This window comes from Pseudomonas sihuiensis (genome assembly GCF_900106015.1).
GTDB lineage: Bacteria > Pseudomonadota > Gammaproteobacteria > Pseudomonadales > Pseudomonadaceae > Aquipseudomonas > Aquipseudomonas sihuiensis.
On the sequence record NZ_LT629797.1, the window covers coordinates 3,793,447 to 3,808,148 of the forward strand.

Below are 14,702 nucleotides of genomic sequence, written 5' to 3' on the forward strand. Positions count from 1 at the left end.
CACGGGGCAAACCCGGGAACAGGCTGTTGCGCAGATCGCGCCCTGGACCGCGCGCGGGCGTCAGACACACACGAGCGCCTTAGGTGCCGCGCCTGGTTCGGTCACTGTAGGAGCGCCGCCCCGGAACGAAGACGCATGCGACCGTATCGCAATAGTGAGTTGCCGGCTCCATTCGCCACGGGGCGCGGCTCCTACAGGTGTTGGCAGCGCGGGCGGATGCGGGAGGTCATTCCTCCCGCCAATATCCAGGCTAGACGAATGCCTGGTCGCCGAAACCACGCGGCAGACGCTGCGGGCCTGGCAAGGCAGCCAGACGCGCCTCCCAGGAAGTGCGCCAGTCGTTGACGGCGCGGGCAGCCTTCTCGCGGCGGGCGGCACGGCGCGCGGCATTGCGTGAGTTACGTCGAGCTTCGGTGAAGACTTCGGTCTTGCGGCAATTGCGGCATTTGACCTTGGCCAGCTCGGTGGTGGCGGGCAGCTTTTCACCATGAGAGCCACAAGCGAGGTGGCCAGAGACTTTGTAGTGCGTAACCATCGCGTTATCTCCTTGATTGTGGGCGCCCGGCTGCAGACAGCCGGTCTACACCCCTCAGGAAATGGGACTGTGCAAGCGGTACGCAGGTTCATTGGCTACCGACCAAGGGCCATGCCGCCTCTGGCCGTGCGCCCCGCCAAAGGGTTTTAATGCGCTCTTTTACCGGAACCTCACCATGCCCCTGAGCCCCGACGAACTCACGCAGATCAGCGCTCTCACCCTGGCCCACTACCAGAGCAGCGCCGAGGATTTTCGCGAGGGCACGCGCGACCATGACGTGAGCCAGAACATCGCCGCGCTGCTGCGTCATATCGAGGGCGAAAAGCCCTGGCGCATCCTCGATTTCGGCTGTGGCCCGGGGCGTGATCTGCGCACCTTCAGCGGCCTCGGCCACCCCGCCGTCGGCCTCGATGGCTGCGCCGAGTTCGTCGCCATGGCGCGTGCCGACAGCGGCTGCGAGGTGTGGCAGCAGAGCTTTCTCGAACTGGATCTGCCGGCTGGACATTTCGACGGCATCTTCGCCAACGCCAGCCTGTTCCACGTGCCCGATCAGGAGCTGCCGCGCGTGCTCGGCGAGCTGCATGCGGCGCTCAAGGCCGGTGGCGTGCTGTTCAGCTCCAACCCGCGCGGCGAGAATCAGGAAGGCTGGAACGGCCCGCGCTACGGCAGCTACCACGACCTGGAACGCTGGCGCGCGCGGCTCACGGCGGCCGGTTTCGTCGAGCTGGAGCACTACTACCGCCCCGCCGGCCTGCCTCGCGACCAGCAACCCTGGCTGGCCAGCGTATGGCGACGAGTCGCTTAGCTCACCACCACAGGCATGCGTCGCCCTAGTCGAATACGGGCCGGAAAAAGCTGCGCTCGTAGCTGAGGATGCAACGTGTCTCTTCGGCGTAGCGAAAGGCCGCCTGACACTCGGCGTCGGCGAAGGAATCCTGACGATAGCGTTCGTATTCGGCCAGGCTGGGGAAGCTGAACAGCGCCAACGCCACGTTATTGGCCCCCTCGGACGGCAGGAAGTAACCGTGGTGCGTGCCGCCGAAGCGCTCTACCAAGGGAATCCACAGCTTCGCGTAGTGCTCGAAATCCTTGAGTTTGTAGGGATCGACGATATAGCGCAGGTAGCAGGTGATCATGGCTGTCCTTCCTTGCGAGTGGTAAGCGACTAATGTTTTTTGAGCGACGGCAACAGCGCGGTGAGGATGCCAAGCAGCGGCAGGAACGAACAGATCAGGAACACCTCCTCGATGCCGTGGATGTCCGCCAGGTAACCGAGCAGCGCCCCGCCGATGCCGCCGAAACCGAACATCAGGCCGAAGAACAGCCCGGCGATCATACCGACGTTGCCCGGCATCAGCTCCTGGGCGAAGACCACGATGGCGGAGAATGCCGAGGCGAGGATGAAGCCGATCACCATGCTCAGCACGCCCGTCCAGAACAGGTCGACGTGCGGCAGCAGCAGGGAGAACGGCGCCACGCCGAGGATGGAGAACCAGATCACCTGCTTGCGCCCGATGCGGTCGCCAATCGGCCCACCGAAGAACGTGCCGGCCGCCACCGCGCCGAGGAACAGGAACAGGTAGAGCTGCGAGCTGGCCACCGACAGGTCGAACTTCTCGATCAGGAAGAAGGTGAAGTAGCTGGTGAAGCTGGCCATGTAGAAGTACTTGGAGAACACCAGCAGCGCCAGGATCAGCAAGGCGAACTTCACCCGCCCGGCTGACAGGCCATGAGTGGCCACACCGCCCTGCTTGAGCTTGAACAGCGTCAGGTGGTGGCGGTACCAGCGGCTCAAGCCGTACAGCACGACGATGGCGAAGGCGGCGAACAGGCCGAACCAGGCGACGTTACCCTGGCCGTAGGGAATGATGATGGCCGCCGCCAGCAGCGGGCCGAAGGCGGTGCCGGCATTACCGCCGACCTGGAAGGTGGACTGCGCCAGGCCATAGCGACCACCTGAGGCCAGGCGAGCGATGCGCGACGCTTCGGGGTGGAAGGTCGACGAGCCGATACCCACCAGCGCCGCAGCCATGAGGATCGCCGGGAAGCTGCCGACGAAGGCCAGCATGAGGATGCCAATCAGGGTGCACAACGAGCCGGCGGGCAGCAGCCAGGGCTTGGGATGGCGGTCGGTGTGGTAGCCCACCCAGGGCTGCAGCAGCGATGCGGTGAGCTGGAAGGTCAGGGTGATCAGGCCGATCTGGGCGAAGCTCAGGCCGTAGTTGAGCTTGAGCATCGGGTAGATGGCGGGCAACACCGCTTGGATCAGGTCGTTGATCAGGTGCGCCAGGGCGCAGGCGCCGATCACGCGCATCACCAGAGGGCTGGCCTGACTGACGGGCGAGGCGCCGGCCAGGGTCGTAGCGGCAGGACTGCTGGACATGCTTGAAGCTTCCGGACGAGGTGAGGGACGGCGCTATGCTAGGCTGCGCCCAATCGCCTGTCTCACGAAGACAGGGCAGCAACCCTCGCAAAAAAGGCATCTTCATGCGCTTAGCTGACAAGCTGCTGGCCGAGATCGACGCTTCCCCCTGGCTGGTCAGCAGCAGCGCCACCGATTATCCGATCAATGCCGTCATCGAGCCGCACTCGCACCGCAACAAGCATCAACTGATCTATGCGATTTCCGGGGTGATGGTGGTGACCTCGGCGCTGAACCAGTGGACGGTGCCACCGAGCCGCGGCATCTGGATGCCCTGCGGCCAGGTGCACGCGATCCGCTGCATCGGCAGCGTGCGAATGCGCAGCGTCTTCGTGCGCCCCGACAGCCTGGCGGACATGCCCGCCGAGTGCCGCGCCGTGGCCATCTCACCGCTGCTCAGTGAACTGATCCGCGCCGCCGTGGCGATCACCCAGCCCTACGCCGACGACTCGCGCGAGGCGCGGGTGATGCGCCTGATCCTCGATGAACTGCGCATCCTGCCAACCCTGCCGCTGCACCTGCCGCAACCGGCCGACCTGCGCATCCAGCCGATCTGTTCAACGCTGCAGGACAACCCCGGCGACGCCTCCACCCTGGCCGACTGGAGCACCCGCCTGGGCTTGGACGAGAAGACCATCCAGCGCCTGTTCCAGAAAGGCACTGGCATGACCTTTGGCCAGTGGCGCCAGCAGGCGCGTCTGTTGCTGGCGCTGGAGCGCATCGCCCTGGGCGAGAAGATCATCGACATCGCCGGAGAGCTGGGCTACGACAGCCCCAGCGCCTTCGCCACCATGTTCAAGAAGCAGTTCGGCACCACGCCCAGCCAGTTCTTCAAGTGATGCAGGCCAGGCCCGTCAGCCACTTCAACAACCGCTATATACAAAAAAACATAACGATGTAGGATTGCGCATCCGGTCTGTCATCAGGATCGATTCCACGAGGAATCCTCATGCTCAAGCCTCTCAAGCGCAGCCTGTTTACCCTCGGCCTGATCTTCACCAGCGGCGCCATCGCCGACGAGGTCAAGATCGCCGTGGCCGCCAACTTCACCGCACCGATGCAGGCCATCGCGCCCGCGTTCGAGAAGGCCACCGGGCACAAGCTGGTGGCGTCCTTCGGCGCTACCGGGCAGTTCTATGCGCAGATCAAGAATGGCGCGCCTTTCGATGTGCTGCTCGCTGCCGACGACACGACGCCGGCCAGGCTGGAGAGCGAAGGTGCAACAGTGCCCGGCTCGCGTTTCACCTACGCCATCGGCAGCCTGGTGCTGTGGTCAGCCGATGCCAGCTACCTCGACGGCACGGACGCGGCGCTGAAGGCCGGCCAGTTCAGGCACCTGTCCATCGCCAACCCCAAGGCCGCGCCCTACGGCCTGGCCGCGATGCAGGTGCTGGACAAGCTGGGGCTGAGCGAGGCAGTGAAAGCCAAGCTGGTGGAGGGCCAGAACATCACCCAGGCACATCAGTTCGTCTTCACCGGCAACGCCGAGCTGGGTTTCGTCGCGCTGTCGCAGGTGTACAAGGACGGCCAGGTCAGTAGCGGCTCGGCCTGGATCGTGCCGGAGGCCATGTACGACCCGATCAAGCAGGACGCGGTGATGCTCAAGCAGGGTGCGAACAATCCGGCCGCCGTGGCACTGGTCGAGTACCTGCAGAGCGCGGAAGCGGCCAGGGTGATCGAATCGTTCGGCTATAAACTGCCGTAGCCCGGATGAAATCCGGGAGCCTCCTGACTGTGCCTGCCCCGGATTGCATCCGGGCTACGTTCGCCACCGGAACCTATACATGCCGCTGTCCAAGAATGACCTCGACGCCATCCTCCTGACCCTGGAGCTGGCCTCGCTGACCACCGTGCTGCTGCTGATCATCGGTACGCCGATTGCCCTGTGGCTGGCGCGCACCGACTCTTGGCTCAAGCGCCCGGTCGGCGCGGTGGTGGCGCTGCCGCTGGTGCTGCCGCCAACGGTGATCGGCTTCTATCTGCTGGTGAGCATGGGGCCCAATGGCTTCTTCGGCCAACTGACGCAGAGCCTCGGTCTCGGCACCTTCACTTTCACCTTTACCGGCCTGGTGATTGGTTCGATCTTCTATTCCCTGCCCTTCGTCGTGCAGCCGTTGCAGAACGCCTTCGAGGCCATCGGCCGCGGCCCGCTGGAGGCCGCCGCGACCCTGCGCGCCAATCCCTGGGACAGCTTCTTCAGCGTGGTGCTGCCGCTGGCCCGCCCCGGCTTCATCACCGCCGCCATTCTCAGCTTCGCCCATACCATCGGTGAGTTCGGCGTGGTGCTGATGATCGGCGGCAATATCCCCGGCAAGACCCAGGTGGTCTCGGTGCAGATCTACAACCACGTGGAAACCATGAACTACGCCCAGGCGCACTGGCTGGCCGGCGGCATGGTGGCGTTCTCCTTCATCGTTCTGCTGGCGTTGTACGGCGGGCGCAATGCTCGGATGAGGGCGCTGTGATGTTCGGGCTCGGCAAGGCACTGATACCTGCCATCCACGACGATGGGCGTATTCGCGCGCGCTTTCTGGTCAAGCATCCGGGCTTCACCCTGGATGTCGACCTTGACCTGCCCGGGCGCGGCGTCAGTGCGCTGTTCGGCCATTCCGGTTCGGGCAAGACCAGTTGCCTGCGCTGCTTCGCCGGGCTGGATCGCCCGCAGCAGGGCTACCTGCAGGTTGCTGGAGAGCTCTGGCACGACAGTGAGCGCGGTTTCTTTCTGCCGGCGCACAAACGCGCCATCGGCTACGTGTTCCAGGACGCCAACCTGTTCCCGCACCTGAGCGTGCGCAAGAACCTTGAGTACGGCCAACGGCGCATCCCCGCCTCGCAACGCAGGGTGGCGCTGGATCAGGCGCTGCAGCTGCTGGGCATCGGCCACCTGCTCGAGCGCATGCCCTCGGCGCTGTCCGGCGGCGAACGCCAACGCGTCGGCATAGCCCGCGCGCTGGTGACCAGCCCGCGCCTGCTGCTGATGGACGAGCCGCTGGCTTCGCTGGACCTCAAGCGCAAACAGGAAGTGCTGCCGTATCTGCAGCGCCTGCACGAGGAGCTGGACATCCCGGTGCTCTACGTCAGCCACGCCCCGGACGAGGTGGCGCGCCTGGCCGATCATCTGGTGCTGCTCGACGAAGGCCAGGTGCGCGCCAGCGGCCCGCTCAAGGAAATTCTGCTGCGCGCCGACCTGCCCTTCGCCAGCGACGAGGATGCCGAGGCCGTGATCGACGGCCAGGTCTGCGGTCATGATGCCGCCTACGATCTGCTGCAACTCAACCTTCCCCGCAGCGAAGCCTGCCTGCGCCTGCCCCATGCGGCGTTGCCCAACGGCCACTCGGTGCGCGTGAAGATCAAGGCACGCGATGTCAGCCTGGCGCTCAATCGCGCCGAGGATTGCAGCCTGCTCAATCTGCTGCCGGCACGGGTGGAAAGCTGGCAGGCGCTCGATGCGCAGATGCTGCTGACCCTGCGCATCGGTGATCAACGCCTGCTGGCGCGAATCACCCGCTACTCCTTCGATCAGCTGGGCATTCATGCCGGCCAGGCGCTCTGGGCGCAGATCAAATCGGTGTCGCTGCTCGCGCCGTAGGGTGCGCCGCGCGCACCGAGCACACGCAGATCTGTAGCTCCCACGCTCTGCGTGGGAGTCAAGGTAAGGGCGCTCAGCGCCCGTACGGACTGCTAGGCAAAAGCCAAACGGATGCAGAGCGTCCCAGGGTGCATTCCCACGCGGAGCGTGAGGAACGATCAGTCTCACGCAATACCCGGCAACTCCAGATGCTCCGGCCCGATCTCGGCATTGCCGGCCAGCAGCAGGGCGAAATGGATGACGTTCTCCAGCTCGCGGGTATTGCCCGGCCAGCGATGTGCCTCCAGCACGGACTGCGCCGCCGGACTGATCGACGGAATGGTCAGGCCCAGGCGCGAGGCATGGATGCCGAGGAAGTATTCGGCCAGCGGCAGAATGTCGCCGACCCGCTGACGCAGCGCCGGGAACAGCAACTGGCCGTCACACAGGTAGGCGTACAGGCGCTCATCGAAGGTGCCGGCGGCCACCGCGCGGGCCAGGTCGATGCTACTCGCCGCCACCAGACGCACATCCACCGGCAGCGCCTGGCTGGCGCCGACGCGATACACCTCGCGGGTTTCCAGCGCGGCCAGCAGCTTGCTCTGCAACGGCCGCGAGAGGTCGGCGATTTCATCCAGGTAGAGCGTGCCGCCATTGGCCGAACCGAACCAGCCGGCACGGCTACTGCCGGCGCCGACATGAGCACCGGCGGCATGGCCGAACAACTCGGCCTCGCCCCACTGCGGGCTTATCGCCGCGCAGCTCACCGCCACGAACAGGCCAGCGCGCTCACTGTGGCGATGGATATAGCGCGCCAGCAGCTCCTTGCCGGTGCCGGTTTCACCGAGAATCAGCAACGGCTGGCCATTGCCCGCCAAGGCTTCGGCACGCTCACGCAACTGGCGCGAACGCGCATCGACGAATACCAGCGCCTTGGCGCGGATGCTCAGCGGGCTCTTGTCCGAATCAGCGAAGGTCAATGGTGGTGGGAAACCAGGTGGAAGACTCATGACGTGAAGCTCCTGAGCCACACCTCGCCGGCGCAGCCTGTACGCGAATAAAAAATGCCTGGAGCAACTTTTAACCTTGCCCCGCAACGGCCCGAAGGGTGGCCGCCATGGATGGCCAGCCATAAAAAAGAGCGGGCGGCTGCCTGGCCCGACCCCGCTCCGAAAAGGTTGTCCCGCTATGAGGGGATCAGGCGCGCAAGCGCGACTGCTGTTCGATGCGGCTCTGCAGGCGATACAGATAGCCGAAGCCCTGCTCCCAGTAACGGTGCCCGGACTTCACGTTGATATGCCCGGCACCGGTCAGAATCGCCGCCTCGCTGCCCCAGGCCCGCGCCAGCTCCATGGCGCGCAGGGCGCTGGCCGCTGCGTCGTTGTCGGAACCCACCAGCAGGCTGGGAAAGGGCAGCAGATCACGCGGCATCGGCGCGAAATTCTGCAGTGCCTCGGGGCAGCCCGGCCGCTCGACATCGGCCGGCGCCACCAGCAGCGCGCCGCGCACACGGCGCAGCAGTTCGACCGGTGCCTGCGCGGCCCAATGAGCCACCGTCACGCAGCCCAGGCTATGGGCGATGAGGATGAGCGGACGCGGATCGTCGGCGACTGCCTGGTTCAACGCGGTGACCCAGTCGCCACGTTGCGGGTTGAGCCAGTCCTTCTGCTCCACACGCGCGCTATTCGGCAGGCTGCGCTGCCAATGGCTTTGCCAGTGTTCTTCGGGTGAGCCCTGCCAGCCCGGCAGGATCAGGTAACGGATTGCTTCGCTGCCCATGACGGCGCCTCCTTGAATCGAATGGCGTCAGTCTAGGCAGCACGAATAAATTACAAAAAGAATAAGAACTTATTTACTTATTCCAAAAACGCAATAAATCGCATCATGCCTCATATTTCCAAAAAGCATATAAATGTTCTTAAACAATATTTTTAAGAATATTTCCATCTCTCTACTATCCGCTCCACGCCAGCGTCGGTACTCCATACCGCCGCCATGGCGACCTATTCATAAGGAGCCTGGAAATGACCGCGACGCTGAGAAACCTCGAAGGCCAGGATGAAGCCAGCATCCTGCGCGAGATTCAGACCGCCCTGCATGGCCTGAAATTCGGCTCGGTGGAAATCACCGTGCACAACGGCCAGGTCGTGCAGATCGAGCGCAAGGAAAAGATTCGCCTGCAACAACCGAGTACCAAGAACAGCTGAAACATGATGCGGCCCGACTGGACCACCAGAGGGCTCGAGAAAGATCGCCCCGCCTGACACCCAATACGCCAACACAAGAATTTCACAGTTAGGAGCTGCACCATGTCCATTCGTCGTTTCGCCCTGGCCGCACTGGCCAGCGCACTAGTTATTACAGGGGTCGCCGGCCCGGTGGCCGCCGCGCAAACCCTGCTCAACGTGTCCTACGACCCGACCCGTGAGCTCTACACCGAATTCAACGCCGCCTTCAACAAGCACTGGCAGGCCCAGGGCAACGAAGCGGTGACCATCCAGCAATCCCACGGCGGCTCGGGCAAGCAGGCCCGTGCGGTGATCGACGGCCTGCGCGCCGACGTGGTGACCCTGGCCCTGGCCGGCGATATCGACGAGCTGTACAAGCTCGGCAAGCTGATCCCGGAAAACTGGCAGGAGCGTCTGCCGGACGCCAGCACCCCCTACACCTCGACCATCGTGTTCCTGGTGCGCAAGGGCAACCCGAAAGGCCTGAAGGACTGGGATGACCTGGTCAAGCCGGGCGTGGAAGTGATTACCCCGAACCCGAAAACCTCCGGTGGCGCACGCTGGAACTTCCTCGCTGCCTGGGCCTATGCCCAGCAGAAGTACGGCAGCGAAGCCGAGGCCAAGGCCTTCACCGAGAAGCTCTACAAGAACGTCCCGGTGCTCGATACCGGCGCCCGCGGCTCAACCATCACCTTCGTCAACAACGGCATCGGCGACGTGCTGCTGGCCTGGGAGAACGAGGCCTTCCTGGCGCTCAAGGAAGAAGGCGGGGAGAACTTCGAGATCGTCGCGCCGTCGCTGTCGATCCTCGCCGAACCGCCGGTAAGCGTGGTCGATCAGAACGTCGACAAGAAAGGCACCCGCAAAGTCGCCGAGGCCTACCTCAACTACCTGTACAGCGAGGAAGGCCAGCGCATCGCCGCCAAGCACTTCTACCGCCCACGCAACCAGGCGGTGGCGGCCGAGTTCGCCAAGCAGTTCCCGCAGCTCAAGCTGGTAACCATCGACGCTGACTTCGATGGCTGGAAAACCGCTCAGCCGAAGTTCTTCAACGACGGTGGCGTGTTCGACCAGATCTACCAAGCCCAGTGATAAAACGGGTGGGCAGGGAATACTCCCTGTCCACCTTGGGCAATTGCAGGCGGCGGGCAGTGTTTTGGCTTGTCCGCCCTTTGCGTATTAAAGCGTTGCAACCCAAGCAGATAAGGACAGCCAATGTCTCGTCGTACTTCCCCCGTCATACCCGGCTTCGGGCTGACGCTGGGTTACACCCTGGTGTACCTCAGTCTGTTGGTGCTGATTCCCCTGGGTGCCATGTTCGTCCACGCTGCCCAGCTCACCTGGGATCAGTTCTGGGCCATCGTTTCCTCACCGCGCGTGCTGGCCGCGCTGAAGCTCAGCTTCGGCACCGCCTTTCTCGCCGCCATCATCAACGGCGTGATCGGCACGCTGCTGGCCTGGGTGCTGGTGCGCTACACCTTCCCCGGTCGCAAGATCATCGAAGCGATGATCGACCTGCCCTTCGCCCTGCCCACCGCGGTCGCCGGTATCGCCCTGACCGCGCTCTATGCGCCCAACGGTTTGATCGGCCAGTTCGCCACCACCCTGGGTTTCAAGATCGCCTACACCCCGTTGGGCATCACCCTGGCGCTGACCTTCGTCACCCTGCCCTTCGTCGTGCGCACCCTGCAGCCGGTGCTGGCCGACATCCCGCGCGAGGTCGAGGAAGCCGCCGCCTGCCTCGGTGCCAAGCCATTGCAGGTGGCGCGCCACGTGCTGCTGCCGGCGCTGCTGCCAGCCTGGCTGACCGGCTTCGCCCTGGCCTTCGCCCGTGGCGTTGGCGAATACGGCTCGGTGATCTTCATCGCCGGCAACATGCCGATGAAAACCGAGATCCTGCCGCTGCTGATCATGGTGCAGCTGGACCAGTACAACTACGCCGGCGCCACCGCCATCGGCGTGCTGATGCTGGTGGTGTCGTTCATCTTGCTGCTGCTGATCAACCTGCTGCAGCGCCGCATCAGCCGTTCTTGAGGAGCCAGGCATGTCATCTGTAACCCTGACGGCCAGCGCCGTCAACAACGCCGCGCGTCGCGGTAACGCCCTGGGCCGCCGCCTGCTGATCATTTCGGCCTGGCTGGTGTTCGCCTTCTTCCTGCTGCTGCCGTTGTTCGTGGTGGCGACCGAGGCGCTCAAGCAGGGCGTCGGCGTGTTCGTCAGCTCGATCCTCGAACCTGACGCCATCAGCGCGCTGAAACTGACCCTGCTTGCCGTGGGCATCGCCGTGCCGCTCAACCTGGTGTTCGGCGTAGCCGCCGCCTGGTGTGTGAGCAAGTACGAGTTTCGCGGCAAGAGCATTCTGGTGACCCTGATCGACCTGCCGTTCTCGGTGTCACCGGTAATCGCCGGTCTGATCTATGTGCTGCTGTTCGGTGCCCAGGGCTTCTTCGGCCCCTGGTTGCGCGAGCACGATATCCAGATCATCTTCGCCCTGCCCGGCATCGTCCTGGCGACCATCTTTGTCACCGTGCCCTTCGTCGCCCGCGAGCTGATCCCGCTGATGCAGGAACAGGGCACGCAGGAGGAAGAGGCCGCGCGCCTGCTCGGTGCCAACGGCTGGCAGATGTTCTGGCACGTGACCCTGCCCAATATCAAATGGGGCCTGATCTACGGCGTGGTGCTCTGTACCGCCCGGGCGATGGGCGAGTTCGGCGCGGTGTCGGTGGTCTCCGGGCACATCCGCGGCTACACCAATACGCTGCCGCTGCATGTCGAGATTCTCTATAACGAATACAATCACGTCGCCGCCTTCAGCGTTGCCAGCCTGCTGCTGCTTCTGGCGCTGTTCATCCTGCTGCTCAAGCAGTGGAGCGAATCCCGTATCAACCGCCGCAAAGCCAGTGCGGGCGAGGAATAAAACATGAGTATCGAAATCCGCAACGTCAGCAAGAACTTCAATGCGTTCAAGGCGCTGAACGAGATCAACCTGAACATCCAGAGCGGCGAACTGGTCGCCCTGCTCGGCCCGTCCGGCTGCGGCAAGACCACCCTGCTGCGCATCATCGCCGGCCTGGAAACCCCGGACAGCGGCACCATCGAGTTCCACGGCGAGGACGTCTCCAACCACGACGTGCGTGATCGCAACGTCGGCTTCGTGTTCCAGCACTACGCGCTGTTCCGCCACATGACGGTGTTCGACAACGTCGCCTTCGGCCTGCGCATGAAGCCCAAGGGTCAGCGCCCGAGCGAAGAGGTGATCAAGCGCAAGGTCCACGAACTGCTCGACCTGGTGCAGCTCGACTGGCTCGGCGATCGCTACCCGGAACAGCTCTCCGGCGGTCAGCGCCAGCGTATTGCCCTGGCTCGCGCCCTGGCGGTGGAGCCGCGCGTACTGCTGCTCGACGAACCCTTCGGCGCGCTGGATGCCAAGGTGCGCAAGGAGCTGCGCCGCTGGCTGGCGCGCCTGCACGAGGACGTGCACCTGACCAGCGTATTCGTCACCCACGACCAGGAAGAAGCCATGGAAGTGGCCGACCGCATCGTGGTGATGAACAAGGGCGTGATCGAGCAGATCGGTACACCGGCCGAGGTTTACGAGAATCCGGCCAGCGATTTCGTCTACCACTTCCTCGGTGACGCCAACCGCCTCTACGTCGGCAACGATCACCACGTACTGTTCCGCCCGCACGAGGTTGACCTGTCCAGCGAACCGAGCCCGGAGCACAAGGCCGGCGAGGTACGCGACATTCGTCTGCTCGGCGCGATCACCCGCATCACCCTCAAGGTCGAAGGCCAGGACGAGCTGATCGAAGCCGAGGTGGCCAAGGATCACGTCAGCCTGGACAACCTCGCCCGCGGCACCACCCTGTACTTCAAGCCCAAGGGCGGCAAGCCGGTCAGCGCCTCAGCCTAAAGCCACCCGTAGGAGTCGCGCCCCGCGACGAAAAGCTTCGCCCCGGGGCGGGGCTCCTACGCGGTGAAGCATTGGCACGCCTTAGTACGTAGGACGAGCTTAGGGTGGGCTTCAGCCCACCGCACAGAGCTCAACCTTTGTTTGGTGAGCTGAAGCCCACCCTACGGAGCCGCGATCGCCATGATCGCCCTGCGCCCCTGCGGGGAAACCTGCAGCGCACGGGAATCCTTGCTGCGCCGCAGCCAGCCCTCGCCTTCGCACAGATTCAGCAACGCCGCACCCAGCGCACCACCCAGATGCGGCCTGCGCTCGCTCCAGTCCGGGCAGGCGCACAGACGCTGGCGGCGCTGACGGCCTACCAGCTGCAGATCGATACCCAGCGCCTGCAGCCCCTGCTCGCCGCTTGCGGTCAACGTCAGCGCACCGCCCTCCTCGCTCAGCCAGTTGGCGGCGCACATGCGTGCGAACACCCCGACCGCCAACTCGCCGGCCAGATGGTCATAGCAGGTTCGCGCCTCGCGCATGGGCTGCGGCGTGCCGCGCGAGGCCGGTATAGCGCGAGCCTGCCGTGGCTGTGCAGCCAGTGCGGCACTGGCCAGCGCCTCCACCAGTTGCCCGACCTCCGGCCCGGCCAGGCGGTAATAGCGATTGCGCCCGTGACGTTGCTGCGCCAGCAGGCCGCCCTCCACCAGCTTGGCCAGGTGCGCACTGGCGGACGATGGCGACAACCCCGCGAGCAATGCCAGCTCACCGGCCGGGCGCGCACTACCATCCATCAGCGCCCAGACCATGCTGGCACGTCCGGCATCGGCGAGCAGCGCGGCAATCGAACTGAAACCGGGTGCGTATTCCATAGTTCACCTCATGACGAAACATGGCGTGCAACAAATGAGGATACTGGCAGGCAACTTCAGCCAGAGCCAGCCAAGGACAAATCTATGCTCGCCGTAATCTTCGAAGTCGAGGCCAAGCCGGAGCAACAGCAGGGCTATCTCTCCCTCGCCGCAGAACTGCGCCCGCTGCTCGCCGAACAGCCTGGTTTCATCTCCATCGAGCGCTTCCAGAGCCTGACCCAGCCGGGGAAGATCCTGTCGTTGTCGTTCTGGCAGGACGACGCCTCGGCCCAGGCCTGGCGACAGTGCGAGGAACACCGAGGCGTACAGACGGCAGGACGCGAGGAGCTCTTCAGTAACTATCGTCTGCGCGTGGCCCAGGTGCTGCGCGACTACGGCCTGCACGAGCGCGAACAGGCGCCGGCCGACAGCCGCGAGATCCACGAACAGGGGACAGCGCGATGACCGACCACCTGCCGCTGATCCTCGCGACCTTTCTGCTTGCCGGCATGGTCAAGGGCGTGGTCGGCCTTGGTCTACCGACCATCGCCGTCGGCCTGCTCGGCCTGGTGATGGCGCCACTGCAGGCCGCTGCGCTGCTGATCATCCCGTCGATGGTGACCAACATCTGGCAGCTCTGTGACGGCCGCAGCCCGCTGCCGATGTTGCGCCGCCTGTGGCCGATGCTGCTGGGCATCCTCTGCGGCACGCTGCTGGTCGCCGCTCTGCTGCAGAGCCTCGACCTGCCCGGCGCCACCCGCTGGCTTGGCGTGGCGCTGGTGGTTTACGCACTGCTCGGCCTGGCCAGGGTGCACTTTCGCGTGGAGCGGGCCAAGGAAGCATGGTTAGGCCCGGTGATCGGCGCCATCACCGGTGCGATCACCGCGGTGACCGGCGTTTTCGTGATTCCCGCGGTACCCTATCTGCAGGCCATCGGCCTGCAGAAGGACGACCTGGTTCAGGCTCTGGGATTGTCCTTCAGCGTATCCACCCTGGCCCTGGCGGCAGCGCTCGGTCATAGCGGTGAACTGCTACAACCAGCGGTGCTGGGCCTTTCGTCGCTTGCTCTGCTACCGGCACTGCTGGGCATGGCCGCCGGTCAGTGGCTACGCAAGCGCATCAGCGCGGAGCGCTTCAAACGCTGGTTCTTCATCGGTCTGTTGCTGCTCGGCGCCGAGCTGGCATTGCGTGGCCTCTGAGCCG

18 protein-coding genes are annotated in these 14,702 nt (G+C 64.5%); 12 read left to right on the forward strand and 6 right to left on the reverse strand.

Going from position 1 to position 14,702, the window contains the following annotated elements; genetic code table 11:
• Positions 1–250: 250 nt before the first annotated feature.
• Entirely contained in the window at positions 251–535 is a 285-nt protein-coding gene (locus BLT86_RS17835; protein ID WP_017676024.1) for a hypothetical protein, read from the reverse strand.
• A gap of 175 nt (positions 536–710) precedes the next feature.
• Here BLT86_RS17835 and BLT86_RS17840 point away from each other — a divergent pair, with 175 nt between their 5' ends.
• Positions 711–1,340 carry a class I SAM-dependent methyltransferase gene (locus BLT86_RS17840; RefSeq protein ID WP_092378610.1) on the forward strand — a complete coding sequence of 210 codons (630 nt, stop codon included), beginning with the start codon at positions 711–713 and terminating at the stop codon, positions 1,338–1,340.
• 25 nt (positions 1,341–1,365) lie between these two features.
• Here BLT86_RS17840 and BLT86_RS17845 read toward each other — a convergent pair whose 3' ends face one another.
• Both BLT86_RS17845 and BLT86_RS17850 read right to left on the reverse strand, forming a co-directional pair.
• Positions 1,366–1,671 (reverse strand): NIPSNAP family protein, encoded by a 306-nt coding sequence (locus BLT86_RS17845; protein ID WP_017676026.1) that lies wholly within the window; start codon positions 1,669–1,671, stop codon positions 1,366–1,368.
• A 29-nt stretch (positions 1,672–1,700) separates the two neighbouring features.
• The gene (locus BLT86_RS17850) at positions 1,701–2,918 is read right to left on the reverse strand and encodes an MFS transporter (RefSeq protein WP_092378613.1); all 1,218 of its coding nucleotides are present in this window, start codon (positions 2,916–2,918) and stop codon (positions 1,701–1,703) included.
• Positions 2,919–3,022: 104 nt separating this feature from the next.
• On the opposite strand from BLT86_RS17850, the gene BLT86_RS17855 reads away from it, so the two are divergent.
• The 4 genes from BLT86_RS17855 to modC all read left to right on the forward strand — a co-directional run bounded on the left by BLT86_RS17855 (position 3,023) and on the right by modC (position 6,546).
• Positions 3,023–3,796 carry an AraC family transcriptional regulator gene (locus BLT86_RS17855; protein WP_092378616.1) on the forward strand — a complete coding sequence of 258 codons (774 nt, stop codon included), beginning with the start codon at positions 3,023–3,025 and terminating at the stop codon, positions 3,794–3,796.
• 110 nt (positions 3,797–3,906) lie between these two features.
• The gene (gene modA, locus BLT86_RS17860) at positions 3,907–4,662 is read left to right on the forward strand and encodes a molybdate ABC transporter substrate-binding protein (RefSeq protein WP_017676029.1); all 756 of its coding nucleotides are present in this window, start codon (positions 3,907–3,909) and stop codon (positions 4,660–4,662) included.
• A 79-nt stretch (positions 4,663–4,741) separates the two neighbouring features.
• Positions 4,742–5,422, forward strand: a complete 681-nt coding sequence (gene modB, locus BLT86_RS17865) for a molybdate ABC transporter permease subunit (RefSeq protein ID WP_017676030.1) — start codon at positions 4,742–4,744, stop codon at positions 5,420–5,422.
• Positions 5,422–6,546, forward strand: coding sequence for a molybdenum ABC transporter ATP-binding protein (modC, locus tag BLT86_RS17870; RefSeq protein ID WP_017676031.1), 1,125 nt, complete (start codon positions 5,422–5,424; stop codon positions 6,544–6,546). The genes modB and modC overlap by 1 nt, the downstream gene beginning before the upstream one ends.
• Positions 6,547–6,710: 164 nt before the next feature.
• On the opposite strand, the gene BLT86_RS17875 is transcribed toward modC, so the two are convergent.
• On the reverse strand, positions 6,711–7,535 hold the full coding sequence (locus tag BLT86_RS17875) for a sigma 54-interacting transcriptional regulator (protein ID WP_017676032.1): 825 nt from the start codon (positions 7,533–7,535) through the stop codon (positions 6,711–6,713).
• 187 nt (positions 7,536–7,722) lie between these two features.
• Entirely contained in the window at positions 7,723–8,304 is a 582-nt protein-coding gene (locus BLT86_RS17880) for an RBBP9/YdeN family alpha/beta hydrolase (protein ID WP_017676033.1), read from the reverse strand.
• Between the two features lie 245 nt (positions 8,305–8,549).
• Here BLT86_RS17880 and oscA point away from each other — a divergent pair, with 245 nt between their 5' ends.
• The 5 genes from oscA (at position 8,550) to BLT86_RS17905 (ending at position 12,666) form a co-directional block, all read left to right on the forward strand.
• Complete coding sequence (gene oscA / locus BLT86_RS17885; protein ID WP_003464528.1) at positions 8,550–8,732, forward strand: sulfur starvation response protein OscA; 183 nt, start codon at positions 8,550–8,552, stop codon at positions 8,730–8,732.
• A 102-nt stretch (positions 8,733–8,834) separates the two neighbouring features.
• A complete protein-coding gene (locus BLT86_RS17890) occupies positions 8,835–9,845 on the forward strand; it encodes a sulfate ABC transporter substrate-binding protein (protein WP_092378619.1) in 1,011 nt (336 codons plus the stop codon).
• Between the two features lie 123 nt (positions 9,846–9,968).
• A complete protein-coding gene (gene cysT, locus BLT86_RS17895; protein ID WP_092378622.1) occupies positions 9,969–10,787 on the forward strand; it encodes a sulfate ABC transporter permease subunit CysT in 819 nt (272 codons plus the stop codon).
• A gap of 10 nt (positions 10,788–10,797) precedes the next feature.
• Entirely contained in the window at positions 10,798–11,670 is an 873-nt protein-coding gene (cysW, locus tag BLT86_RS17900; protein WP_092378625.1) for a sulfate ABC transporter permease subunit CysW, read from the forward strand.
• 3 nt (positions 11,671–11,673) lie between these two features.
• Positions 11,674–12,666 carry a sulfate/molybdate ABC transporter ATP-binding protein gene (locus BLT86_RS17905; RefSeq protein WP_003464541.1) on the forward strand — a complete coding sequence of 331 codons (993 nt, stop codon included), beginning with the start codon at positions 11,674–11,676 and terminating at the stop codon, positions 12,664–12,666.
• 161 nt (positions 12,667–12,827) lie between these two features.
• Here the strand turns inward: BLT86_RS17905 and BLT86_RS17910 are convergent, their stop codons facing one another.
• Entirely contained in the window at positions 12,828–13,520 is a 693-nt protein-coding gene (locus BLT86_RS17910; RefSeq protein ID WP_092378628.1) for an ArsR/SmtB family transcription factor, read from the reverse strand.
• 84 nt (positions 13,521–13,604) lie between these two features.
• Between BLT86_RS17910 and BLT86_RS17915 the strand changes: the two genes are divergently transcribed.
• Together BLT86_RS17915 and BLT86_RS17920 are read left to right on the forward strand one after the other, a co-directional pair.
• Entirely contained in the window at positions 13,605–13,964 is a 360-nt protein-coding gene (locus BLT86_RS17915) for an antibiotic biosynthesis monooxygenase family protein (protein WP_092378630.1), read from the forward strand.
• Positions 13,961–14,698, forward strand: a complete 738-nt coding sequence (locus BLT86_RS17920; protein WP_092378633.1) for a sulfite exporter TauE/SafE family protein — start codon at positions 13,961–13,963, stop codon at positions 14,696–14,698. The genes BLT86_RS17915 and BLT86_RS17920 overlap by 4 nt, the downstream gene beginning before the upstream one ends.
• Positions 14,699–14,702: the final 4 nt, after the last annotated feature.